Origin of the sequence: Serratia proteamaculans (assembly GCF_946227095.1) — a bacterium.
GTDB lineage: Bacteria > Pseudomonadota > Gammaproteobacteria > Enterobacterales > Enterobacteriaceae > Serratia > Serratia proteamaculans_E.
Map to the genome: position 1 here is coordinate 40056 of NZ_CAMISV010000001.1, position 24532 is coordinate 64587.

The following is a 24532-nucleotide window of genomic DNA, read 5'->3' on the forward strand; positions in this document are numbered from 1 at the left end:
TAGCATTGCTGTAAACCACACAACGGGGAACAGCAATGCAACGATGGCAACCAGGTGCCCGCCTACTCTCTGATTTCGATATCAAGATCGGCCGGCTATCCACCAGCGTCAGGAAAAAGACGCTCAGCGATGACGATATAACCAGGGCTTGTCGTGTGACCGACGACGCTATAGCCCAACTGATGAAACCGAGGAAAGACCATGCCCAACAAATTGACCCTGGGGGGATGCAATAGCCGTGCCCTAAAACTAAATGACACCACCGGCCATGTTGCATTTCTGACATTGGAGGAATGGTGCAATGACATTTACCCTGGCAAAAAACCAACACTGCAAACCTTGCAACGCTGGGCACGCAACGGGAATTTCTACCCGGCGGCCGAGAAACATGGGAAGCAATATCGATTAGTGCCAGGCGCAATATATATAGACCCAAAAGATCCTCGTTTGGGCAAAAAGATAAAAGATGCACAAAACCCGCAACCTGCGAGGTTGGCGTTTATGGAGAAGGTAATTAATGACACGGCGAAAGGAAGGGTATGACATGAAATTACCCAAGAACCTGACTTATCGCCGGAAAGGCAAATCCTTCTATTGGCGCAACCCTGTGACCAAAAAGGAAATATCACTGGGGCAAATTGCGCGCCGAGACGCTATTGCGCAGGCGATCGAGGCTAATCATTACATCGAACAGAATTACTCCCCTGTCCTGTTGCTGGAGAAAATCAAAGGTAGCCACGAGTACACTTTAAACTCCTGGATAGAGCGGTACGATGTCATTTTTAAGCGCCGAAATTTGGCGGAGAACACTTACAAGGTACGCAAAGGCCAAATCGCTATTATCAGCGAAAAAATGGGTGGCATGGTGTTATCAAAAATCACGACGCGCCATGTAGCTGAGTTCCTCGAATTTTGGGTGGCTCAAGATAAAAATACGATGGCTTCGACTATGCGATCTGTTCTGTCCGACATCTTTCGCGAAGCCATTGTGGAAGGCCATATTGATAACAACCCTGTTGCGCCGACCCGCGCGGCAAAAGTTGTGGTGAAGCGCGAACGGCTAGAATTGGCGCAGTACATCCCCATTCGTGAAACTGCGGCTACCATGCCGCCGTGGTTTGGTTTGGCGATGGATCTGGCACTGGTCACAGGGCAACGGCGCGAGGATTTGACGCAGTTCCGATTTGATCATGTCGTGAATGGACGCCTGCAGGTTGAACAAGGAAAGACAGGAGCAATGATATCCCTGCCTCTCGACCTGGAGCTGAAATCCGTGGGCCTCAGGTTAGGGACAGGGATAGACCGCTGCCAGCTGGCCAGCACTACCGAATTTATGCTCAGTGCCGGCATCCGTAAAAATAGCCCAGACGGCTCTTTGCACCCTGATGGGTTGACGAAAAAGTTTGTTGCTACGCGAAAAGCCTCTGGACTTGATTTTGAGGAGAATCCGCCGACGTTCCACGAGATCAGGAGCCTAGCCGGACGGTTGTACGAGAAGGAAAAAGGGAAGGAATTTGCGCAGAAATTACTGGGACATAAATCCGAAAAAATGACGGGTAAATACCTCGATACCAGGGGGAAAGAATACGTAATGCTGTAAAAGACCGAATATCAAAATTCGAGTAAAATTCGAGTGAATTCGATTTTTACGAAAAATAATCATATAAAACAACAAGTTAAAAAAAGACCGAATACGATTCCTATATTCGGTCTAGGGAAATGGCTCTTGGGAGAGAGCCGTGCGCTAAAAGTTGGCATTTTGTGCAAGGCTTGTTCAGCCGTGCACTTTAAGAGTAGCTTACCGCGCTATTTTTGCCAGCCAGCCACACGGCCAGTGATAGTTTCATGAGGAAATTAATCTCGCATGATTTTTCATCAACGGTTAACCCAAAACTAAGCCATTGTCGGATAAGCGATTAGTTGGCGCACAGCTTCTCGGCGCGTTCGCGGTACGGCTCAACACTCATTTTATGACCGGGGTTGGCGGCGTCATCCAGCAGGATCACGTCCAGCGGCTGAGCGCGTTGCTGCCCTGCTTTCACCTGCGCGTCTGCGGCAGCGTTGAGTGGATATTGCATCAGCGTGCTGTTGTTGAGTACGAACAGCGCGCCACTGCTGCGGCACTGCAGCGTCACTTCTTCTTTAGTGAATGCCCACTGCTTGCCGTATTCCAGCTTGGTGATGTTCACCAGTTGATCTGCCGCCAGCGCACCGGTCGCGGTTGCCAGCAGCGTCATGCCAAGTAATACCGATTTCATGTTGTGGCCTTAAGGTTGCTATTTGATCCAATTTTCCCGCAGTTTAGGGGCATCCGGCAAGCCGCAATGTTACACCGGCGCATAAGTTGCAAATAAACTGACCAACAGCAACACGCCCGCGCCCAGCCCCACTTCAATCCAGCAGGCCAGCACCAGTCCGCGCTGCGCCAACTGCGGCATACTGCTCATCGCCGGGACGATGGCGTAACGATTAGCCAACGCGACCATCACCATCAACGCCACCAGCGCGGTTTTGAACAACAGCAGGCGCTGATAAGGAGAATCTACATCCAGCGGCCAACTGCCCAAAATAATCAAACTGTTAATCACGCCGGTTAACACCACCAGCACTACCGCCAGATGGCCCCAACGCGAGAAACGAATCAACGTAGTCACTGCGTCACTGCGGCTTTGTGGTTGGGCCAGGTAGCGCAGGCAAACCAGTAATGGCAGCAGACTGCCAAACCAGTAACCGGCCGCCAGCAGGTGTAGCGCGTGGTTAAACCTGTGCAGCACGCCCATCGCCCCTTCATGCATTGCCGCATGGCCAATAAACGCCATACTGACCAGCAACAGTGTGGAAAACAGCGCCAAAAGCTGCGTGCGGCGAGGTTCTGCCAGCCACAGGCTCAGCAGTGCCAGTAATGAAATACCCAGGTGCCAACGCCAGACTTCACCAAAGGTGGTGCCCAGCACTGCCCACCACACGTCCAACTGCCAGGTGTCGGCCCAGCCGTCACCCATCTGTCCGGCCTGAATAGCCAGCAACGCCACGGCAGAAAGCCCGGCAAGCCAGGTACAGGAGACCAGCAAAGGACGCACATCACGGGTGAGATACGGGGAAAGGCGCTGCGGCGACAATAAGGCGGTGAACAGGCTGGAGCCAAACATCAGCATCACCGCCGCAAAGTGCACAAAGCGACACAGGACAAACAGGGTCGCCAGACTCATGGGTTAGTTTACGGTGAAGCTATACTGGCCTTTGGTTTTATGACCGTCGACCGAAACCACATGCCAGCTGACGTTATATTTGCCGGCCGCCAGATCGCCTTCGATAGGCAGATTGACCTGGGTATTGTTGTTCGCATCAAGCTGCAACTTGCCGGTTTTCACTTCGGCGTTGTCCGGGCCAGTGATTTTAATGCCGCTAAAGTTAGGCTCGATACCTTCGGAGAAGTTGAGCGTCAGCACTTTCGGTGCCGGACTCACGCTGGCATCTGCCGCCGGCGTTTCAACTTTCAAATGAGCATGCGCCAGCGCCTGCTGTGAAGACAAGCCGACAAACAGCACGAAAATAGTGGAAAGCAGGCGATAAGAAGAACGAATTTTACCGATCACAGTGATATCCCTTAAAGCAATAATCGAGGGTGATAAGGGGTAAGGCTAACCGCCTTGGCGATGTATCAGCAGCCACCCCACCGCAGATGATTGCGCCACGGGTAAACAGAAGAAGTGATTAGCGAGTAACCCACTGTTTTAACTCTCTACCATCCCTGTAGCGTATCGGGTCAAATGATAACGAGTGTCATTATGCAAGTCGAGCAGAACGCTGGCATTTTGCGATCCAGTAGCACATATCGCTGCATAACCGTGATAAACCCAGGGCATAAAAAAACCGCGCACCGGGCAAGGCCGATACGCGGTTTCAACAAAAACGATTACCCCTGGCCGTTAGCGCTTTCGCCGGCCGCACCCATTTTCTTCAGATCTTTATCAATGAAGAACAATGCATTGCCGCTGGTCCCCACCAGTGCCAGTTTATCCAGCACGGATTTGAACAGCTTCTCTTCTTCGTGCTGCTCGGCAACATACCACTGCAGGAAGTTGAAGGTAGAGTAATCGTGGGCAGTCATTGCCGCATGCGCCAGTTCGTTGATCTGACGGGTAATCAGTTGTTCATGTTCGTAAGTCTGCTGGAACACGTCCGCCAGGGAGTCAAACTCAACCGGCGGTGCAGCGATGCTGCCCAACAGTGGCAGAGAACCGGTATCGCTCAGGTATTCGAACAGGCGTTGCATGTGCTGCATCTCTTCCTGAGAATGCTCTTTAAGAAATGAAGCTGCACCTTCAAAGCCTTTATCGCTGCACCACGCGCTCATTTGCAGATACAGGTTGGCGGAGTAAAACTCCAGGTTCAGTTGCTCATTCAGCTTTTTGGTCATTTCTGGCGTCAGCATAATTATTCCTTTTATTTTGCAGGTATCAACTTAATTTTTCCGCATTATGCCTTGGTGAAAACAAAATAAACACACCTGATTCACATCATTATCGATTTAATTTTAAATAAATTAAAAATCAATGAGTTATAAAAACATCAATTATTCATTTAAATTATTATGATAACCATTTCTATTTGTATATTTAATCAAAAGACGAATCATTCTTATTTAAAATAATAAATAGATTGCATTGCCATTGGAGTAATAAATAACCTTATCCGCAGTGGGTTATTACTGAAGCTCGGCCTCCTTTGCGCTTCAGGCTTGCCAACTGCCGCCAGGTGCATTACCTTCTGCGCTGATCCAATGCGGTAACAGTAAGGAGAATACGGTGGGTTACAATCTGGCAGAGCTTTCCAAAGAAGAGATGGACAAAGTGAACGTTGATCTCGCCGCTTCCGGCGTGGCGTTTAAAGAACGCTACAACATGCCGGTGATCCCAGAAATGGTTGAGCGCGAACAACCGGCGCACCTGCGTGATTATTTCCGCGAACGCGTGGCGCATTACCGTGCCGAATCGCACAAGTATTCGCGTCTGCCGTACGAGCCTAAGTCCAAATAAAAAAAAGCCCGCCGTCATGGCGGGCTCAGTGTCACTTGGCAGCAAACCTGTCGGTGGCCAGCATCAACTGATGCAGGATCCCCGGTTCGTCAAAGGAGTGCCCTGCTCCCTCGACAATATGCAGCTCTGCCTCCGGCCAGGCCTTCGCCAGATCCCAGGCGTTTTGCACCTGGCAAGCCATATCGTAGCGGCCATGGATAATCACCGCCGGAATATGGCGGATCAATGGGACATTGCGCAGCAGTTGATCATCGCTGTCCAGGAAGCCCAGATGGGTGAAGTAGTGGTTTTCGATGCGGGCAAACGCCAGCGCAAAATCATCCTCACCAAAAGAAGCCGACTCGCTGCTTGGCAGCAAGGTCACCGTCTCCCCTTCCCACACGCTCCACAACTTCGCCGCTTCAAGCTGCACTTGCAGATCCGTTGAAGTCAGGCGCTGGCGATAAGACGCAATTACGTCCTTTCGCTCCTCTTCCGACAGAATCGACAGTACGCGCTCCCACTTTTCCGGGAAGAAGCGTGAAGCACCGTCCTGATAGTACCAATGCAGCTCCTGCTTACGCAGCGTGAAGATGCCACGGAGCACCATTTCGCTGACGTGCTGCGGATGGGTTTGCGCATAGGCCAACGCTAACGTCGAGCCCCAGGAACCGCCAAACACCAGCCATTGGTCGACACCCGCCATTTCGCGTAGCCGTTCAATATCCTGCACCAGATGCCAGGTGGTGTTGTTGTCCAGGCTGGCGTGCGGCTTGGAGCGACCACAGCCGCGCTGATCGAACAGCAACACTTTATAACGCTGCGGATCGAACAGTTGGCGGTGATAAGGGGAAATACCGCCGCCTGGCCCACCGTGAATAAAGACCGCCGGCTTACCGTTCGGATTGCCGCTCAGCTCCCAGTAGATCCGGTGGCCATCTCCAGTGTCCAGCCAACCGCTGTCATATGCTGCTAACGGCGGGTACAAACCTCGTAATTGTTCCATGGCGCTTCCGTCTCTCTGTGGGTCATACCCTCATCAAAGCCGAAGCGGCCCATTTGGTCAACGGTAAATCCTGAAAACTCCTACACTCCCCAACAAGTTAAGGCTCGTTTGCTTAAAATGAATACGACCAGCCGGCAAAACACCGGCTGGTCATGGGGAGTCTGCCGTGATCTTATCCCCGTTTACGCAGGTGTGGTTCGCGCATTTCCTGGGCGGTTTTCGCTTCAATGCTTAACTCGGCCGTCGGCCGCAGCAACAGACGCGCCAGGCCGATAGGTTCGCCGCTTTCCCGGCAATAGCCGTATTCGCCGTTATACAAACGGGTCAAGGCTGCGCTGATTTTCGGCAGCAACCGGCTTTCACGATCCAACTGGCGGAACAGCAATCGCAGGTCCTCTTCGCGGGCCGCTTTGTCCGCTTCGTCACCGGACACTTCGCCGCCGTCGATATCCCGTTTCAGCGCCTCAATGTGCTGCAACAGTTTCTGTTGCTCGTCGAGCAAGCGCTGGCGGAAAAACGCCTGCTGAGCCGGGTTCATGTATTCAGACTCCGGCATGGCCAGGAGCTGCTGCTGATTTAATAAGGTCACAACGTTCATTGCGCTCTCCGGTTATCACTTAATTGTTATATTATAACATATCATAATATTTAAGCAGACATTCATGCGAAAACAAAATTCCATCTATAAACAATCAATTAACAAAACCCGCTGCTTTCATGCTTGCATCCGACAGGCGTAAGGGGGTTAATGGCTGAGCAACCCACCCAACCATAGGTAACTGAGAGGCCATCATGAGTAAGGGAATGGATAGCAAAAAAAATGCGAAGAAGAAGCCGTTGAAAACCCCTGCAGAAAAACGTGCAGGCAAACGCGCTAAGAAAGGCCAGTCGACCGGCGAGTAAGCGAACTTCTAACCGTAATTAAACCCGCCAAGGCGGGTTTTTTGTTGCCCGAAATAACCCAGTCCCTTTCAGCGGTTGGCAGGAGCAAGGCTGCCGGTTAAGCTAAAGCGGTGCAGCTACCCTGAGGAAACCATGAATTTACGCGTAATAGACACTGAAACCTGCGGACTGGAAGGCGGCGTGGTAGAAGTGGCTTCTGTTGATCTGATCGACGGACAAATCACCAACCCGATGAGCGATCTGGTCAGCCCCGACCGCCCCATTGGCATTGAGGCCATGGCCATTCACCACATCACCGAGCAGATGGTTGAAGGGAAACCGCGCATCGCGGTGGCGATCGGCCGCTATCAGGGCAGTCCCTATTATGTTGCGCACAATGCGGCTTTCGACCGCGGTGTACTGCCGGAAATGCGCGGTGCCTGGATATGCACCATGAAACTGGCGCGGAACCTGTACCCGGACATCAAATACGGTAACCAATACCTGCGCTATGCGCTGAATCTCGATGTGCAACTGCCACAGGACACCACGCTGTATCCGCACCGGGCGTTATATGACTGCTACGTGACCGCTGCGCTGATGCAACGCATTATCAAGGATTCAGGCTGGACGCCGGAACAGATGGCGCAAATCACCGACCAGCCGGTGTTGCTGAAAAAGTTTAAGTTCGGTAAGTATCGAGGGCAGGAAATTGATCGCGTCGCGCAGGAAGACCCAGGCTATTTACGCTGGATGCTGAAATCCATCGAGGACCTCAGCCCGGACATGAAGCACACGCTGAAATACTATCTGATCGGTTGAAAAAAGCGGGCAGCGCCAGCCGCCCGCCTGAAGGTTACTCCGCCAGCGCCAGAATAAAGGCGTACTCCAGCGCAATGTCCTCATAGGCTTTGAAACGCCCGGACTTGCCACCGTGGCCGGAATCCATATCGGTATACAGCAGCAGTTGACGATCGTCAGTCTTCAGCTCACGCAGCTTGGCCACCCACTTGGCGGGTTCCCAATACTGCACCTGAGAGTCATGCAGGCCGGTGGTGACCAGCATATGCGGGTAATCCTGCGCCTTGACCTGATCGTACGGGCTGTATTGCAAAATGTAGTTGTAATAGGCCTGCTGGTTCGGGTTGCCCCATTCGTCGTATTCCCCGGTGGTCAGCGGAATAGATTCATCGAGCATGGTGGTGACCACGTCAACGAACGGTACCTGCGCCACAATGCCGTTGAACAACTCAGGCGCCTGATTAATCACCGCCCCCATCAGCAAGCCACCGGCGCTGCCACCCATGGCGAACACCCGTTTAGCATCGCCGTAACCCTGGGCGATTAACGCTTCGGTCACGTCGATGAAATCGTTGAAGGTATTTTGCTTTTTAAACAGTTTACCGTCTTCGTACCACAGTTGCCCCAACTCACCGCCGCCGCGAATGTGTGCCAGCACAAACACAAAACCGCGATCCAACAGGCTTAAGCGGCTGGCGCTGAAGGCTGGATCCATGCTGCTGCCGTAAGAGCCGTAGCCGTACACCATCAGCGGGTTAGTGCCGCGCGCGAAGCTATCGTGGCGGTAGACCAGCGAAACCGGGACCTCAACGCCATCACGCGCCTTCACCCATACCCGCTCGCTGCGGTAATTTTCCGGAGTGAAGTTTTTCACTTCCTGCTGCTTGAGCATCACGCGTTCGTCGCTGTCGAGATTAAGCTCATACAGCGTGGTCGGCGTGGTCATCGATGAGTAGCCATAGCGCAGCAGCTCGGTTTCCGGCTCCGGGTTGTACGCCAACCAGGTGGTGTAGGTCGGATCGTCGAAGGCAATGCGCTTCACTTCGCCACTCTGCCAGTGGATCTGTCGCAGTTGGGTCAGGCCTTCGCTGCGCTCTTCCACCACCAGCCAGTCGCGGAACAGGCTAAAGCCCTCCAGCATCACTTCGATGCGCGGGGCAATCAGCGTCTGCCACTGCGCTTCATCCGCCTGCTCGCTTTGATACAGGCCGAAGTTCTTGCCGTCCTTGTTGGAGCGGATATAGAAATGTTGGTGATAGTGATCGATACCGTATTCATGATCCTTACGGCGCGGCACAAACATCTGCGGCGTGCTGTCGGCGCGATCGGCGTCCAGCAGCAGGATTTCCGAGGTAGTGGTGCTGCTCAGGTGGATCAGAATAAAACGATCGGAGGTAGTCTTTTCCAGCCCGACGTAGAAGGTGTCGTCCTGCTCTTCGTAGATCAGTTCATCGAGCTGCGGATCGGTACCCACCACGTGGCGGTAGACCTGATAAGGCAACAGCGTTTTGGCGTGTTTGCGTACGTAATACACGGTAGCCGAGTCGTTGGCCCATTCAAAGCTGCCGGAGGTGTTTTCCAGCACTTCATCGGCCCAACTATCGTCGCTGAGGTTTTTGAAGCGAATGTCGTATTGGCGGCGGGAAAGGAAATCTTCCGCAACCGCCAGCTTTTGGTTGTCTGGGCTGACTTCCAGCCCGCCCAGAGTATAAAACTCACGCTGCTCGGCACGCTGATTGCCGTCGATCAGAGTATCCCAATGCTCGCTCTCAGCCTGCGGCTGGCGGACGTAAATCGCGTATTCATTACCCGGTTCGAAGCGCGTCTGATAGCGGTAGCCGTTCCGGACATAAGGCACCGAATGCTCCTGCTGAGGAATGCGCGCTACCATCTCTTCGTACAGGGCTTCGCGCAATGCCTGCTGCGGCTTCAATGCTGCATCGGTAAAGGCGTTTTCCGCCTGCAGATAGTCCAGCACCTGGGGGTCTGCGCGCTCGTCGTCGCGCAGCCAATAATAGTCATCTACACGCGTGTCGCCGTGGGTAGTGATGGGATAAGGACGTTTTTCTGCCTTAGGGGGTGTCATCATTGCTAAATCATCCGCTTACCTTGATTAAGGCAAGAGTGACACGATTCCCCCCGGCTTGCCAAGCGGTGCTAAGCCAGCTCGCGCTTTTTCTCGTTCACGTCGTTTTCTATGCCCTGCTTAACGTCCGCCGGGATCTTCAACGACTGCGCCAGTGCGTCGAGATAGCCGCGCTCCATAAAATGATCGACATCGATCACCATGCAGCTCAGGTAATAGACCTCGAGCGCTTCCTCTTCATTCTTCACGCTCTGGGCCAGCAGGTCCGGGTTCAGCGGCTGCTCGATGGCTTCCTGTACCCATTTTTGTGCTTCCTCTCCCACCTGCAGTTGCTCCAGGCTATGGTCGATAGCGAGTTTTTCTTCCGCATCAATGTGGCCATCGCTCTTGGCAGCGAACACCAGCGCCTGCACCAGCCGTTTGGCGCGCAAATCCACCGGCGTGGTTTGCAGACCGAACTGCGGTTCATTCTGATGGGTTTCTTTCACCCGTTGCTTGTACTTATTCCACAACACCGCGCCCACCGCCGCGCTGCCGCCAATAATCAACGCGTTCTTGCCGAATTTGCCCACCAGCTTGCGCGAAGACTTATTCGCCAGCAAGACGCCCACCAGGCCACCCAGTGCGGTCGGGGCCAGCAGTTTGCCGATGCCTTCCGAACCGCCGATTGAACCGGCCTTTTGCCCAATCATTGATTGGATCTGCTGCATCCAGTTATTTTTCATACTTTACCCTTTGCCTAAGGAAACGAGGCGTGCAGGCACACAAGGCCAAACCGCCGGTGAACCGTCAGATTAGGGGATTATTTGTCAATTTACGTATGGGGGATGAAAACCTGTGTAGCGGGGAAATCGTAAGGAATGGGCCGGCTCCGCGGTAAAGCGCAAGCCGGCCAGCAGGGCATTAAGGCTGTTCACCCTCTTCACCCGGTTGGTCTTGCTCGTACTCCGCCAGTTCGTCACGCATCGCCTGGATAGACTCGCGAGCCAGCAGCGACAGCGTACGGTAAAAACCGGTGGTGGCGTGAGCTTCCACTTTGCCGAGGAAACGGCCGCACCAGGGCAGCAGATAGTCGTCAAACAGGGTGATTTGCGCCTGCGCTTCGTCTTCCTGCGCCTGATCTTCCAGCCAGGAGGCGGCCAACAGCAAAGAACCGAAGTGATCGGCCGGCGCGTCACTGAGTGGCATGCCACGTTGCTGAAGGAAAGTACGCACTTCCGCTTCCGTCGCCCCTTCAACATAGGCAGAACGGAACGGTAATACGCTGCACTCGCTGCCGACAAACATCGCGTTGAAATCGCTGGAAAGCTGGTTGACATCACAACCCTGCTGCAGACGAACCAACAGTTCGTCCTGCTCCAGCGGCCAGTGCTGTTGCAGCTTGCCTTCTTTGATCAACGTGAACAACGGCACCAGCAACGGATCTTGCGGCTGACGGTAAAACAGCGTACCCAGCACGCGGCAAACAATGGAAAACTCATTCATGATAATGCCTTATACAATACGGAAAAAATTTGCCGGGACGATGTCACAAATCGGCCAGTTCCGCAATCGCCGGCTTGCCGCGCCGTTCGAGAAAGTCCAGCAGGCGCCGGGGGCTAACGTTAAGGATGCGCTCCTGCGGGAACGCCACTTCAGCAATAATACGCTCGCAGTGTTCAAAGCTGCCGAGTGAGAAGGCAATATGTGAATCCGAGCCCAGTGCCAGCCAGCCACCGGCATCACGCACCGCAGCCGCAATCGCCCGGCAGTTGTCTTCGCTGCCCTTGCGCGAATGGGTGAACGACGAATTGTTCAGCTCCAGCGCCACTTCATACCTGGCCGCCGCCGCGGCAACCGCGGCAATATCAATCGGGTATCTTGGGTTACCGGGGTGACTGATAATGTGTACATCCCCCTGTGCCATGGCGGCGATCATCGCTTCGGTATTGGCGGCCTTGTCCTGTGGCGCAAACACCGGCTCGTGGAAACCGGCGATAATCACGTCGATTTTATCCAGCATCGGACCGGTGCAGTCGATATCGCCCTGCCGATTTTTGATGTTGGCCTCGATGCCGCGCAGGATGCCCACGCCGTCCACCAGACGCGGCCACACATGCATGTTCATAAAGTGCCAATAATGCGGTGCATCAGCCATATCCGGGCCGTGGTCGGTGATGGCGAACAGTTTGATGCCCTTTTGCTGGGCTTCGACGATGTAATCATGCAGCGTGCTGTAAGCGTGGGTGCTGGCGACGGTGTGCATATGTAAATCAACGGGGTACATTGCTTCTCCTTCTGGGCGGCCTGCCGGAGTATGGCGGCAGGCGCAGTTTCTTATTTATTTAGCTTAGCAGGTGCATCACCGGAAGATCAGTAACCGAGCTGCACATCCACCACCCCGGCCGGCGTTTGTCCGGCTTCAAGCGCGAGAATGTTCGCCGCGATCTGATCCATCGCCGCTTCCGGCAAGGTGATGGCAGCAATATGCGGGGTAATGGTGACACGCGGATGACGCCAGAACGGATGCGTCTGCGGCAGGGGTTCGGTGACGAATACGTCCAGCGTGGCGGCGGCAAGCTGCCCCTGCTCTAGCGCCTGCAGTAAATCGTCTTCAATCAGGTGTGCGCCTCGGGCCAGATTGATCAGATAAGCGCCCGGCGCCAGGTGCGCGAACAGTGGCTGATTGAGGATCCCGGCGGTTTCCGGCGTGTTGGGTAACAGGTTGATCAGCAGTTGCACGCCATCAAGAAACGCGGCGCGCTGCCCGTCTCCGGCAAAGCTCTGCACGCCGTCAATTTGTTTCGGGCTGCGGCTCCAGCAACGAACGTTAAAACCCAATGTCGTCAGCTTCTGTGCCACGCTTTTGCCCAGCACCCCGGCACCGAGGATGCCAATGGTAAAATTATCCTGCTGATGGGGATCGAGCGGCCGCCATTCCTGCCGCTGTTGCAGCAGCTGGTACTCATCAAAACGGCGGAAATAGCGCAGCACATAGCTCAGGGCGTATTCCTGCATCTGTTGTGCCATACCGGTATCCTCAAGGCGCAGCAGCGGAACGCCTGCCGGCAGCGTACCGGGGTACTGGCGCTCTTGATCGAGAATGGCGTCAACGCCGGCCCCCAGGGCGAACACTCCTTTCATCTGCCCACGGTTAGCCAGCATTTCGTGCGGCGGCCGCCACACCAGCGCGTAATCCGCCGGACGGTCATCGCCCGGCAGCCAGGCACGAACCTTCGCCTGCGGCAGGCGCTGCGATAAGCCTGACAGCCATTCCTCGGCATTAAAGAAAGGGTGGTAAAAAATGATGTCCATCTGTGCGACTCCCGTCTGTTTTTATGCATTTCCAACCAGACTTCCGCGATTCGCCGACAGATGCAAGTGTTAAAGCCTAAAATGAAAACAGCCCCGACCAGTGGGGCTGTTTTTATACTGCGGGATCTTAAGCAGCTACCGGGCTGTCGTGCCGGATTAACCGGCGCAGCAGCGGGATCAGTATCAACATCACCACGCCGACGCCTGCGGCTCCCCAGCCCAGCGCACTGAACACTTCGCTGTAGCCGGGGTTGGTCAGCACCGGGGTGCTGCCGCTGTTTTCCGGCATCAGACCGGAGACATAGCCCGCCAATACCGAAGCGACACCGGTGACCATCATCCAGCAACCCATCATTACTCCCTGATAGCGCGGTGGTGCCAGTTTGCCAATCATCGCGTAGCCGATCGGAGATATCATCAGTTCACCGATGCTCTGCAGCACGTAACTGATGACAATCCATTTAAACGCCACCAGCCCGTCACCGCCGGCCAGGCTGATACCCAATGGCAACACCAGCATGCCCAGCCCAATGCAAAACAGCGAACCGGAGAACTGCATCGGAATGTCGATCTTGCAGCCACGCGCTCGCAGGCGGTTAAACCACCAGGCCATCAGCGGCCCACCGACCACGATCACCAGCGTATTGATGTTCTGGAGCCACTGCGGTGCCACCTGAATACCGTAAACGTTCAGATCGATATTGTGCTCGGAGAACAGCATCAGCCCCATTGGAGCCAACTGGTACAGCGCCCAAAACACCAGGGCCCCCAACGCCAGGATCAGATAAGCGGTCATCCGGCGACGCTCGTCACGCGGATGATGGCGTAATGTGACCACGCACAGCATCAGAAAAATCAGCACGCCGAGGCCAATCACGAAGTGGCCGCTGAACTCCGCATGGGTCAGCATCACGCGGATGATGGGCACCAGCGCGACCAGCACCGCCAACCCAATTAGCATGCGCCAGCGGTATTGTGAACGGTTGGTGTCGTGCAGCGGCGTGTTGAGATCGGCCAGGATGCGCCAACGGCTTACGGCGACGATGATCGCTGCCGCGTTACCCAGGGTAGCGAACAGGAACAGGGCGCGGTAGTTTTCGGTCAGTTGGTAATAGCCGGCCACGGTAAAGCCGACAAAGAACCCCAGGTTCATCCCGGCATAGTTCCACAAAAAGGCCGACTCGCGCCGATCGTCATCCGGCTTGAAGCGCTGGGTGAGCATCATATTAATGCAGGTGACGTTCAGTCCACTGCCGGTCAGGAACATCGCCAGGCCCCAGTAGAGCCCCCAGACGCCCGCGACAGCGATCAACGCGCAGCCGATCACCTGCAACACCATGCCCAACACGAACAGATTGCGGTTACTGAGGAAACGCCCTCCCAGATAACCCCCGAACATATGCAGACCGTAATTGAACGCGCCGAATACGCCCATCATGGCATTGGCATTACTCTCGCTGAACCCCAGCCGCTTGGTGGCATAAAGTACCAGCGTGGAGTACAGCACAGCAAAACCCAACGTGGCGAAGATTTGGATAAAGAACAGTGCCCCGGCCCCCGGGGGAATGGCGTGCCGCTGCGGCCCTGCCGTAGGATCCGATAAAGTCAAAGTGAACCTCTGCTGCATTATTATTTGATAGATCAATCCCTGTCTGCTTTATCACCGGAGCAAAGCCCGGCAACCTGCGCGGCGGTGTGATAATCCTTGCCAAAACCCCGCGCCAGCACCCTTCCATTTAGCGACACATATGACTAATAATCCAGTATTAATGCATATAAAAGCACTACTAACATCATCATTGCTGATATATTGAGCTAACACATACAGAGACGTTCAAATATTAGGCTGCTATATAATTTTACGCCATGTCTCCCCCATCGATTCATACGACATGACGACCGATCGCTCGGGAAATCAGCAAATTGCTGCAACTTTAGCTAAACAGTCATGGTTATGTCACAAGAGGGTTGACGCTGGGATCAGATTCTCCTACATTAGCGCCCGTCGACAGCGCAATGCGTTAGCGATGAAGTAAAACGGTGAGGTGTCTGAGTGGCTGAAGGAGCACGCCTGGAAAGTGTGTATACGCGTAAGTGTATCGAGGGTTCGAACCCCTCTCTCACCGCCATATTCCATGAGAAAGCCTGAACGCGAGTTCAGGCTTTTTTGTTGTCTGCAGCCCAGGAAATTGCGCTGCAAAGCCCCCGCCCATTCTGTTCGCCGCAGTTTTCAGCAAAGCGAACACGGCTTAAGCGGACGCGCCGAAACGCAGAAATTCTGCTTGACCGGATAGCCCTCTCTCCCTATAGTAGCGCCCCGTTGCACCAGTGAGTACGCAACAACAAAATACGGTGAGGTGTCTGAGTGGCTGAAGGAGCACGCCTGGAAAGTGTGTATACGCGTAAGTGTATCGAGGGTTCGAACCCCTCCCTCACCGCCATATTTTACGAAAAAGCCTGAACGCGAGTTCAGGCTTTTTTGTTGTCTGTAAACCGCCTCAATGCGTGCGGTTAGCCGCCATAGAGGGTTGCATCACGGCACGGCGCCAGTCACCCGGAGTCTGACCATAGTGGCGTTTAAAACTGCGATTGAAGGACTGCTGCGAGTCAAAGCCGAGTGAGATTGCCACGCTGACGATCGGTTCACCGCTGTTGGCCAGCCGTTCTGCCGAAACTCTCAGCTTCTGCATGCGGATATATTCCCCCAGCGCGAAGCCGGTCTGGCGTTTGAACATCCGTTGCAGGTGCCATTTGGAATATCCCGCTCGCCCCGCCACGGTGTTGATATCCAACTTCTCTTCCAGATTATTGTCAATCCACTCAATCAAATCAGTAATAAAACCCGTGCTGTTCATGCTGACGCTCCCATGACATTGGCAGAGAGATCCGCTGCCCGATGTCATTACGTTGCAGCAGTTTCGCATTAAATGCAATTTTTATTATTGCATTTAACGGATGGGCACTTCTATAATCCAGCGAATTAATGTAACCGATATTGATACATTAATGTGACAACAATATGTTTCAAAACCTAACCGTTGTGCCAATGACGGGTGCAACCGCTCTGCCGCCGGTCACAGGCCGGAGAAGTTGCCCGGATAACAGGGCCGGGTATATCGCCTGATCGTGCTCACTACTGGAAATAAAAATAATGCCAAGCCAGCCTGACTCATTGTTCCATTCACACCGCCGCCCAAACGGTATCGGTTTCAGCCTGCGCCTCTCAGCCGCCGCGCTGCTGACGGTACTGTTGGCCGGGTGTGACAACAGCGTCGCACAAAATGCCGCGCCTCCTCCACCGGCCGTCAGCACCGCCGACGTGGTGATAAAACCCATCAGCCAGTGGGATGCCTTTAACGGTCGGATCGAAGCGGTGCAAAGCGTCCAGCTACGGCCACGGGTTTCCGGTTATATCGATAAAGTGAATTACACCGAGGGCGATGAAGTGAAGAAAGGCCAGGTGCTGTTCACTATCGACGATCGTACCTATCGCGCCGCTCGTGAACAGGCACAGGCCGAACTGGTACGGGCACGCAATCAGGCAGCACTGGCCCGCAGCGAATCCGGTCGCACCGAAAAACTGATCGGCAGCCAGGCGATTTCAACCGAGGTATGGGAACAGCGCCGCTCTTCCGCTGCGCAGGCACAAAGCAACGTATTGGCGGCTCAGGCCCAGTTCGATCTGGCGCAACTGAACCTCGACTTTACCCGGGTAATTGCACCGATTGACGGGCGCGCCAGCCGGGCAATGATCACCGCCGGTAACCTGGTCACCACCGGCGACAGCGCCAGTGTGCTCACCACACTGGTGTCGCTCGATAAGGTCTATGTCTATTTCGACGTCGATGAGGCCACTTTCTTGCGTTATCAGAATGATGGCCGACGCACGGCAAAACTGCCGGTGAAGGTCGGGCTGGTCGGCGAAGACGGCTATCCGCATCAGGGCACCGTTGATTTCACTGACAACCAACTGAATGCCGGTACCGGCACCATCCGCATGCGCGCCCTGCTGGAAAACGCTGAGCGTCGCTTTACCCCTGGACTGTTTGCACGAGTACAAATGCCCGGCAGCGCCGTGTTTAACGCCATGCTAATCAACGACAAATCGGTGTTGACCGACCAGGATCGCAAATTTGTTTATATCGTCGATAAAGATGGCAAGGCACAGCGACGCGATATCGAAGTGGGTCGAGTGGCCGACGGGTTACGTATTGTGCAAAAAGGCCTGGCTGCAGGCGACCGGGTGATCGTCGACGGTATGCAAAAAGTATTTATGCCGGGTATGCCGGTCAGTGCCAAAACCGTGGCGAACACCGCCTCCGCGCTTAACTAAGCCCCAGCAGAGGATCCCGAGCCATGGACTTTTCCCGTTTTTTCATCGACCGACCGATATTTGCCGCGGTGTTGTCGATCCTGATTTTTGTTGGCGGTGTTATCGCCATCCCGCTGCTGCCGATCAGCGAATACCCGGACGTGGTGCCGCCCAGTGTGCAGGTACGTGCCCAATACCCGGGCGCTAACCCGAAAGAGATCGCCGAAACCGTGGCAACGCCGCTGGAGGAAGCGATCAACGGCGTCGAAAACATGATGTACATGAAGTCGGTAGCCGGTTCTGACGGCGTGCTGGTGACCACCGTGACCTTCCGCCCAGGGACCGATCCGGATCAGGCGCAGGTACAGGTGCAAAACCGCGTGGCGCAGGCCGAAGCGCGCCTGCCGGAAGACGTACGACGCCAAGGGGTGACCACCCAGAAGCAATCCCCGGCCCTGACGCTGGTGGTGCATCTGGTTTCCCCTTCCGGCAAATACGATTCACTCTATCTGCGTAACTACGCCACCCTGAAGGTCAAGGATGAGCTGGCCCGCCTGCCGGGCATCGGCCAGGTACAGATTTTCGGTGCCGGTGAGTACGCGATGCGCATCTGGCTGGATCCGAACAAGGTCGCCTCACGCGGGCTGACGGCCTCCGATGTGGTCTCGGCCATGCAAGAGCAAAACGTGCAGGTTTCCGCCGGCCAACTGGGTGCAGAACCGATGCCGACCCGCAGCGATTATTTACTGTCGATCAATGCGCAAGGCCGTCTGCAGACCGAGGAAGAGTTCGGTAATATCATTCTCAAAAGCGGCGACAACGGCGAGGTCGTGCGTCTGCGCGACGTGGCACGCATTGAAATGGGCTCCGGCAGCTACGCGCTGCGTGCCCAGCTCAATAATAAGGATGCGGTAGGGATCGGTATCTTCCAGGCGCCGGGTGCCAATGCCATTGAGCTGTCCAATGCGGTGCGGGCCAAAATGGCCGAGCTGTCGACACGCTTTCCGGACGGCATGAGCTGGCAATCGCCGTACGACCCGACGGTGTTTGTGCGCGACTCGATCAGTTCGGTGGTCGATACCCTGCTCGAAGCGGTGCTGCTGGTAGTACTCGTGGTGATTCTGTTTCTGCAAACTTGGCGCGCGTCGATCATTCCGCTGCTGGCGGTCCCTATTTCGATCGTCGGCACCTTTGCCGCACTCTATTTGTTGGGCTTTTCGCTCAATACGCTGAGCCTGTTTGGGTTGGTGCTGGCCATCGGCATCGTGGTCGATGACGCCATCGTGGTGGTGGAGAACGTCGAGCGTAATATCGAAGAAGGTTTGTCACCGCTGGCGGCAGCTCATCAGGCGATGCGCGAAGTATCCGGCCCGATTATCGCCATCGCCGTCGTGCTGTGCGCGGTGTTCGTGCCCATGGCCTTCTTGTCCGGCGTGACCGGCCAGTTCTATAAACAGTTCGCCGTCACTATCGCCATTTCAACCGTGATCTCCGCCATCAACTCGTTGACCCTGTCACCGGCGTTGGCGGCGTTACTGCTGAAACCGCATGGCGCGCCGAAAGACATGCCATCACGCCTGATCGACCGGCTGTTTGGCTGGCTGTTCCGCCCGTTTAACCGCTTCTTTGCCAGCAGCTCACAGCGTTATCAGCGTGGGGTTTCTCGGGCGCTGGGCAAGCGCGGCGCGGTATTCGTGGTGTATGTCCTGTTGCTGTGCGCCGCCGGGGTGATGTTTAAAACCGTGCCCGGCGGATTTATCCCGACTCAGGACAAGCTTTACCTGATTGGCGGGGTGAAAATGCCGGAGGGTGCATCGCTGGAACGCACCGATGCGGTGATACGCAAGATGAGCGCCATCGGCCTGAGCGTTGACGGGGTGACGGATGCGGTGTCCTTCCCCGGGTTGAATGCGCTGCAGTTTACCAATACGCCCAACACCGGCACCGTGTTCTTTGCGCTTGAATCATTAAGCACCCGTACCCGTAGCGCGGCGGCGATTAATGCCGAAATTAACGCCAAGATTTCGCAGATCCAGGAAGGATTCGCCTTCTCGATTATGCCGCCACCGATCCTCGGTATTGGCCAGGGTTCGGGTTACTCGCTGTATATTCAGGACCGCGCCGGTCTGGGGTATGGTGCCTTGCAAACCGCGATCAATACGATGTCGGGCGCTATCATGCAAACGCCGGGCATGGGTTTCCCGATCTCGTCTTATCAGGCTAACGTGCCGCAGCTGGACGCGAAAATTGACCGCGACAAGGCCAAGGCACAAGGGGTACCGCTCAATGCCCTGTTCAGCACCTTACAGACTTATCTCGGTTCGTCTTACATCAATGACTTCAACCGCTATGGCCGCACCTGGAAGGTGATGGCGCAGGCCGACGGCCAGTTCCGTGACAGCGTGGAGGATATCGCCAACCTGCGCACCCGTAACGATAAGGGAGAAATGGTGCCGATTGGCAGCATGGTCAGCATCAGCACCACTTATGGCCCGGACCCGGTGATCCGCTACAACGGTTTCCCGGCGGCAGATCTGATTGGTGATGCCGATCCGCGAGTGCTGTCATCGTCGCAGGCGATGAGCGAACTGGCGGTGATGGCCAACAAGCTACTGCCGAACGGCATGAACATTCAGTGGACCGATCTGAGCTACCAACAGTCTACCCAGGGCAATGCGGCGATTATTGTGTTCCCGGTGGCGGTGCTGTTGGCCTTCCTGGCACTGGCCGCGTTGTACGAAAGCTGGACGCTGCCATTGGCGGTGATCCTGATCGTACCAATGACCATGCTGTCAGCCCTGTTCGGTGTCTGGCTGACCGGCGGCGATAACAATGTGTTCGTGCAGGTAGGGCTGGTGGTATTGATGGGGCTGGCCTGTAAGAATGCCATTTTGATTGTCGAGTTTGCTCGTGAACTGGAGCTGCAAGGCAAAAGCATTATGGAAGCGGCGCTGGAAGCCTGTCGCCTGCGACTGCGGCCGATCGTGATGACCTCCATCGCCTTTATCGCCGGGACTATCCCACTGATCCTGGGGCACGGTGCCGGTGCCGAAGTCCGTGGTGTCACTGGCATCACGGTGTTTTCCGGCATGCTCGGGGTTACGCTGTTCGGGCTGTTCCTCACGCCGGTGTTCTACGTCACCCTACGCCGTATGGTGACACGTAAAACGCGGCCACCAGCAGCAGAATAATTCGCCTGCCACCGCCATAAAAAAGCCCGGTTTAAAAACCGGGCTTTTCTTCGTTTTAGCGTTTACTACCGCCGCTTATTTTTCTGCCGTCTCTGCATCTTTGGCTGCAAGGGCGGTATATTCTGCGCAGGCACGTTTATCGCCCCGCTCCAGCTCAGCCAAGGCATCGGCCACCGTGTGGCGTGCCAGGACGTCCAGCGAGGCTTCTTCCGCCTCATTTACCACCGACTTGAAATACCAGCAGGCGTTGGCGCTGACCAGGCAACGCGCCGGCCCTTCCGGTCGGGCGGCCCAGATACGTTTATCGTCAATCACCGACAAATAGATATCCCGCAGGGTGATCTGTTCCGCCGGGCGACCCAGATGAATCGAGCCGTTACGGCCCAGGGTCGAGACAATGATGCCGTTTTTGGTCAAGGGCACCATCAGCTTGCGGATAAAACTGGGGTTGGCTTCCAGACCGGCGGCAAGCACCGCGCTGGTCGAACGCACACCCAGCTTCTCAGCCACGGCCACGCTAAGTACCATTTGCATCGCAGTCGGAAAGCGAAAATCTAACATGTTTTTATCTCTGTCTCCGGGAGACCAAATGCTCGGGTTTGGTCGGTGCGACATAACGCCATCACACCCACTCAACTGCACAATAATATAACAAACACTGTTGCACTATTGAAGGTATGCCCGGATAAATCGCACGGATACATTAGTTCAGAAATCGCGTCAATACTGGCCTGAGGGGAAAATCACTGACTTATAGAATGCAGAAACCCGCGTCAATATTAATGCCGCTCGCTTAACTGCGTTAAACGATCAGAACTAACACTGTCCGCGGGTTTAATTCTTATCTGTTGATTAGGCTTTGTTCAGCACCAGTTGGCCGCTTTTATCCAGCGGGATCTGAGTGCCGGGATCGTGATCCATACGGATCTTGCCCTGCTGAGTGCCAATCTTGTAGGTCACATCGTAACCCAGCATTTTCTGTGACTTGTCGTAGACCGTTTTGCAACGCTGCTGCGTGCTGGTGGTGCTGTCGTTATTCTGCATCGCACCCTGCACCTGGTTACCGGCATAGCCGCCGCCCAGGGCACCGACCACCGTCGCCACATCACGACCACGACCACCACCGAACTGATGGCCAATAACGCCACCGGCTACCGCCCCCAGAACCGAACCGGCAATGCGGTTCTCATCCTGAACAGGCGCACGGTGAGTGACGGTCACATTTCGGCATTCCTGACGCGGGGTTTTGATGGTTTCTTTGATCGGCGTTGCGGCAAGGACCTGCGCGTATTGCGGACCGGAAGAAAAAACATCGAGGCTGGCCACTGCAGCAATACCCAGAGCTGCTGCAATACCAATACCCACACCAGCTAACATTGACTTGTTCACAGGAAATCCTCCTGAAAGTGTTACCACGCATTTGTACCGGGGAACTTTACCGACATAGCACCGCGCTTATTATTTTGCGCATTGACGGCACATGGCATCCCGGTTTACGGCGTGCGCGACGCGCCGTCTGTAAACAAGATAAAGTCTGCACAATGTTCCAGATCCTCGCAATAAGACAATGTGACCAAAGATGCCGGAAATCACGCTCACCCCCAGTGTTTAGGAAGAATCTTAAGACTTTTACCCATAGCTACGGGACATTGTGCTGAACAATCAGCCCCTCACGGCCCTGTCGCACGGGTGCAGGCATAAAAAAACCCACGCGGGCGAACCGGCGTGGGTGGGGCAAGATCGGAGGCTGTTAGTGCATTTTCAAACGCGGGCGGATCACCCGGTTGATGCCGCCGACCAGCATCATCAGGCCGGTTTTAATATAGCCGTGCAAAGCCACCTGATGCATACGGTACAGCGAGATGTAGACAAAGCGCGCAATGCGACCTTCTACCATCATCGAGCCACGCATCAGGTTGCCCATCAGGCTGCCAACGGTGCTGAAACGGGACAGAGACACCAGCGAGCCGTGGTCTTTATACACGTACGGTTTCAGCGTCTGGCCGTTCATCAGCGCCAGAATGTTGGTAAAGCAGCGTGACGCCATCTGGTGCGCCGACTGGGCACGTGGAGGAACAAAACCACCGCCTTCTTTCGGGCAAGAGGCACAGTCACCGATGGCGAAAATGTTCGGATCGCGCGTGGTCTGTAACGTAGGTTCTACCACCAGCTGATTAATGCGGTTGGTTTCCAGCCCGGCGATGTCCTTCATAAAGTCCGGTGCCTTGATACCGGCGGCCCACACCATCAGGTCGGCATCGATAAATTCGCCGCCCTTGGTGTTCAGGCCGTTGGCATCTGCGCTGGTCACCATCGTGTTGGTCAGCACGCGCACGCCCAGTTTATTCAATTCCTGATGCGCAGCGGCGGAAATACGCGGCGGCAGCGCAGGCAGAATACGTTCACCGGCCTCGACCAGAGTCACGTTCAGTGCGCTGTTGTCCAGGCCTTCAAAACCATAGCTGTGCAGTTGCTTCACCGCATTATGCAGCTCGGCGGACAGTTCCACACCGGTGGCACCACCGCCGACGATAGCAATGTTCACGCGCTCTTTTTGCCCCGGCTGTGCCGAGAACTTGAGGAACAGGTTCAGCATTTCGTTGTGGAAACGACGCGCCTGGTGTGGGTTATCCAGGAAGATGCAGTGATCTTTTACGCCCGCGGTACCGAAATCGTTCGAAGTACTGCCCAGCGCCATCACCAGGATGTCGTAAGACAGCTCGCGCTCCGGTACCAGTTCGCCGCCCTGCTCGTCGCAGATTTGCGCCAAATGCAGAGTTTGTGCTTCACGGTTAATATTGGTCAGCGAACCCAGTTGGAAGCTGAAAGAGTGATTGCGCGCGTGTGCCAGGTAGCTCAGCGCGTCAACACCGTCATCCAGGGAACCGGTTGCTACTTCATGCAGCAAAGGTTTCCACAGATGGCTGTGGTTGCGATCCACCAGCGTGATGTCTGCCTTGTGCTTGCGACCGAGTTTATGGCCCAGGCTGGTTGCCAGTTCCAGACCACCGGCACCACCGCCCACAATGACGATTTTTTTCTTTGGCGTTGTCAAAATAACCCCCTAAATGTGAACCAATTGTTGCCTAAGGGTAAACAAATAATATCCTTAGAATACATAGGGTTCGCTTAAAATAAACCTGCTATCTAAAGCCAGAATAGCATGGGGGGTTATTTGGTCATACCAAAATTGATGTACATCAAACTTTTTTGGTTAAAGCCTGGACGAAGGGGAATTTTGAGGATTGTGATTCAAATAGTTAGCGCTGGGTCACAGTTTTGGATTTTGTCGCCCAACGGGAAAAAAACCGCTTTCTGGCAAAGAAATGCCGCAATTTTTGCCTGTTAAGAGCAATCATTGCGGCAGTGTCGGGCGTTATGAAACTGTTAAGCCAGAGTCTTGAAGGCTTTGATGCGTTGCAGGTGTGGCGAGAGGTTTTTGAACTTGTGAGTCTGCTGCTCATCCCAGACAATTTCATAGTACTTGTGCAGCAAATCGGCACTGAGCTGGCTATCCAGCACTTCGTCATGGCGGGAAAGCACCGCCAGGCAGCGATCGCGGTTTTTCTCACGGAAGTCTTCCACACACTTGGTGGCGATATCACGATACTCTTCCGGCCGATCGATTTTGCCTTGCATATGTTGTTCAGGGGACAGATTGGGGTTGAAGATCACCTGCCGGATGCCACACAAAAAGCCGATACGTTCGGCCCAAAAGCCGCCCAGGCCCACTCCGCAGATCAACGAATGTTTATCCCCTCCCTGCTGAACCGCCTTGTCCACCTCTTTCAACAAATGCTGCATGTCATGGCGTGGATGCAAGGTGCTGTAACTGATAAAGCGCACGTCCGGATCGATAAACTGTAGCTGTAATACCTTTTCATGATTGCCGGGGCTGGTGGAATCAAAGCCATGTAAATAGATAATCATATGGATCCTCGC

At 54.9% G+C, this 24532-nt stretch carries 24 protein-coding genes and 2 tRNA genes; 9 read left to right on the forward strand and 17 right to left on the reverse strand.

Annotated elements, in window-relative coordinates; translation table 11 throughout:
• Positions 1 to 35 precede the first annotated feature (35 nt).
• From OC597_RS00260 to OC597_RS00270, 3 genes are read left to right on the forward strand one after another with little or no spacing between them, the layout of a single operon-like run.
• The gene (locus tag OC597_RS00260) at positions 36 to 236 is read left to right on the forward strand and encodes a hypothetical protein (protein ID WP_232811062.1); all 201 of its coding nucleotides are present in this window, start codon (positions 36 to 38) and stop codon (positions 234 to 236) included.
• Positions 202 to 543 carry an excisionase gene (locus tag OC597_RS00265; protein ID WP_153857126.1) on the forward strand — a complete coding sequence of 114 codons (342 nt, stop codon included), beginning with the start codon at positions 202 to 204 and terminating at the stop codon, positions 541 to 543. The genes OC597_RS00260 and OC597_RS00265 overlap by 35 nt, the downstream gene beginning before the upstream one ends.
• Positions 518 to 1600, forward strand: coding sequence for a tyrosine-type recombinase/integrase (locus OC597_RS00270; protein WP_262206930.1), 1083 nt, complete (start codon positions 518 to 520; stop codon positions 1598 to 1600). The genes OC597_RS00265 and OC597_RS00270 overlap by 26 nt, the downstream gene beginning before the upstream one ends.
• A 316-nt stretch (positions 1601 to 1916) precedes the next feature.
• Here OC597_RS00270 and OC597_RS00275 read toward each other — a convergent pair whose 3' ends face one another.
• From OC597_RS00275 to ftnA, 4 genes are all read right to left on the reverse strand, one after another.
• On the reverse strand, positions 1917 to 2258 hold the full coding sequence (locus tag OC597_RS00275; protein WP_262206933.1) for a YebY family protein: 342 nt from the start codon (positions 2256 to 2258) through the stop codon (positions 1917 to 1919).
• Positions 2259 to 2327: 69 nt separating this feature from the next.
• Positions 2328 to 3209: a copper homeostasis membrane protein CopD gene (gene copD, locus OC597_RS00280; protein WP_262206934.1), complete on the reverse strand. Its 882-nt coding sequence runs from the start codon at positions 3207 to 3209 to the stop codon at positions 2328 to 2330.
• Positions 3210 to 3212: 3 nt separating this feature from the next.
• Positions 3213 to 3596: a CopC domain-containing protein YobA gene (gene yobA / locus OC597_RS00285; protein ID WP_012006367.1), complete on the reverse strand. Its 384-nt coding sequence runs from the start codon at positions 3594 to 3596 to the stop codon at positions 3213 to 3215.
• A 320-nt stretch (positions 3597 to 3916) separates the two neighbouring features.
• Positions 3917 to 4435, reverse strand: a complete 519-nt coding sequence (gene ftnA, locus OC597_RS00290; RefSeq protein WP_262206935.1) for a non-heme ferritin — start codon at positions 4433 to 4435, stop codon at positions 3917 to 3919.
• Between the two features lie 373 nt (positions 4436 to 4808).
• On the opposite strand from ftnA, the gene OC597_RS00295 reads away from it, so the two are divergent.
• Positions 4809 to 5039 (forward strand): DNA polymerase III subunit theta, encoded by a 231-nt coding sequence (locus OC597_RS00295; RefSeq protein WP_085116270.1) that lies wholly within the window; start codon positions 4809 to 4811, stop codon positions 5037 to 5039.
• A gap of 31 nt (positions 5040 to 5070) precedes the next feature.
• Here the strand turns inward: OC597_RS00295 and pip are convergent, their stop codons facing one another.
• A complete protein-coding gene (pip, locus tag OC597_RS00300; protein ID WP_261284255.1) occupies positions 5071 to 6024 on the reverse strand; it encodes a prolyl aminopeptidase in 954 nt (317 codons plus the stop codon).
• A 172-nt stretch (positions 6025 to 6196) separates the two neighbouring features.
• Entirely contained in the window at positions 6197 to 6622 is a 426-nt protein-coding gene (locus OC597_RS00305; protein WP_129934946.1) for a TraR/DksA C4-type zinc finger protein, read from the reverse strand.
• 437 nt (positions 6623 to 7059) lie between these two features.
• Here OC597_RS00305 and exoX point away from each other — a divergent pair, with 437 nt between their 5' ends.
• Positions 7060 to 7728: an exodeoxyribonuclease X gene (gene exoX / locus OC597_RS00310; RefSeq protein WP_261255753.1), complete on the forward strand. Its 669-nt coding sequence runs from the start codon at positions 7060 to 7062 to the stop codon at positions 7726 to 7728.
• 34 nt (positions 7729 to 7762) lie between these two features.
• Here the strand turns inward: exoX and OC597_RS00315 are convergent, their stop codons facing one another.
• The 6 genes from OC597_RS00315 to OC597_RS00340 all read right to left on the reverse strand — a co-directional run bounded on the left by OC597_RS00315 (position 7763) and on the right by OC597_RS00340 (position 14714).
• The gene (locus OC597_RS00315) at positions 7763 to 9796 is read right to left on the reverse strand and encodes a S9 family peptidase (RefSeq protein WP_262206939.1); all 2034 of its coding nucleotides are present in this window, start codon (positions 9794 to 9796) and stop codon (positions 7763 to 7765) included.
• A 68-nt stretch (positions 9797 to 9864) separates the two neighbouring features.
• Positions 9865 to 10518 (reverse strand): tellurite resistance TerB family protein, encoded by a 654-nt coding sequence (locus OC597_RS00320; protein ID WP_261255756.1) that lies wholly within the window; start codon positions 10516 to 10518, stop codon positions 9865 to 9867.
• A gap of 178 nt (positions 10519 to 10696) precedes the next feature.
• On the reverse strand, positions 10697 to 11278 hold the full coding sequence (locus OC597_RS00325) for a TorD/DmsD family molecular chaperone (protein WP_261255758.1): 582 nt from the start codon (positions 11276 to 11278) through the stop codon (positions 10697 to 10699).
• Between the two features lie 43 nt (positions 11279 to 11321).
• On the reverse strand, positions 11322 to 12059 hold the full coding sequence (locus OC597_RS00330; RefSeq protein ID WP_261255760.1) for a phosphatase: 738 nt from the start codon (positions 12057 to 12059) through the stop codon (positions 11322 to 11324).
• 86 nt (positions 12060 to 12145) lie between these two features.
• Complete coding sequence (gene ghrA, locus OC597_RS00335) at positions 12146 to 13087, reverse strand: glyoxylate/hydroxypyruvate reductase GhrA (protein ID WP_261284251.1); 942 nt, start codon at positions 13085 to 13087, stop codon at positions 12146 to 12148.
• Between the two features lie 127 nt (positions 13088 to 13214).
• Complete coding sequence (locus OC597_RS00340) at positions 13215 to 14714, reverse strand: peptide MFS transporter (RefSeq protein ID WP_261462307.1); 1500 nt, start codon at positions 14712 to 14714, stop codon at positions 13215 to 13217.
• A gap of 412 nt (positions 14715 to 15126) precedes the next feature.
• Between OC597_RS00340 and OC597_RS00345 the strand changes: the two genes are divergently transcribed.
• Both OC597_RS00345 and OC597_RS00350 read left to right on the forward strand, forming a co-directional pair.
• Positions 15127 to 15216 (forward strand) — tRNA-Ser (locus OC597_RS00345).
• 222 nt (positions 15217 to 15438) lie between these two features.
• Positions 15439 to 15528, forward strand: a tRNA-Ser gene (locus tag OC597_RS00350).
• Positions 15529 to 15585: 57 nt separating this feature from the next.
• Here OC597_RS00350 and OC597_RS00355 read toward each other — a convergent pair.
• A complete protein-coding gene (locus OC597_RS00355; protein ID WP_085116260.1) occupies positions 15586 to 15942 on the reverse strand; it encodes a helix-turn-helix domain-containing protein in 357 nt (118 codons plus the stop codon).
• 296 nt (positions 15943 to 16238) lie between these two features.
• Between OC597_RS00355 and OC597_RS00360 the strand changes: the two genes are divergently transcribed.
• Complete coding sequence (locus OC597_RS00360; RefSeq protein ID WP_261260357.1) at positions 16239 to 17420, forward strand: efflux RND transporter periplasmic adaptor subunit; 1182 nt, start codon at positions 16239 to 16241, stop codon at positions 17418 to 17420.
• 23 nt (positions 17421 to 17443) lie between these two features.
• Positions 17444 to 20590 (forward strand): multidrug efflux RND transporter permease subunit SdeB, encoded by a 3147-nt coding sequence (gene sdeB, locus OC597_RS00365; protein ID WP_262206943.1) that lies wholly within the window; start codon positions 17444 to 17446, stop codon positions 20588 to 20590.
• 75 nt (positions 20591 to 20665) lie between these two features.
• Here sdeB and OC597_RS00370 read toward each other — a convergent pair whose 3' ends face one another.
• The 4 genes from OC597_RS00370 to ycfP all read right to left on the reverse strand — a co-directional run bounded on the left by OC597_RS00370 (position 20666) and on the right by ycfP (position 24520).
• Positions 20666 to 21151 carry an RrF2 family transcriptional regulator gene (locus OC597_RS00370; protein ID WP_099062475.1) on the reverse strand — a complete coding sequence of 162 codons (486 nt, stop codon included), beginning with the start codon at positions 21149 to 21151 and terminating at the stop codon, positions 20666 to 20668.
• Positions 21152 to 21442: 291 nt separating this feature from the next.
• Entirely contained in the window at positions 21443 to 21979 is a 537-nt protein-coding gene (locus tag OC597_RS00375; protein ID WP_170287969.1) for a glycine zipper 2TM domain-containing protein, read from the reverse strand.
• 361 nt (positions 21980 to 22340) lie between these two features.
• Positions 22341 to 23645, reverse strand: coding sequence for an NAD(P)/FAD-dependent oxidoreductase (locus tag OC597_RS00380; RefSeq protein WP_261260365.1), 1305 nt, complete (start codon positions 23643 to 23645; stop codon positions 22341 to 22343).
• Between the two features lie 332 nt (positions 23646 to 23977).
• On the reverse strand, positions 23978 to 24520 hold the full coding sequence (ycfP, locus tag OC597_RS00385) for an alpha/beta hydrolase YcfP (protein ID WP_261260367.1): 543 nt from the start codon (positions 24518 to 24520) through the stop codon (positions 23978 to 23980).
• Between the last annotated feature and the right edge of the window lie 12 nt (positions 24521 to 24532).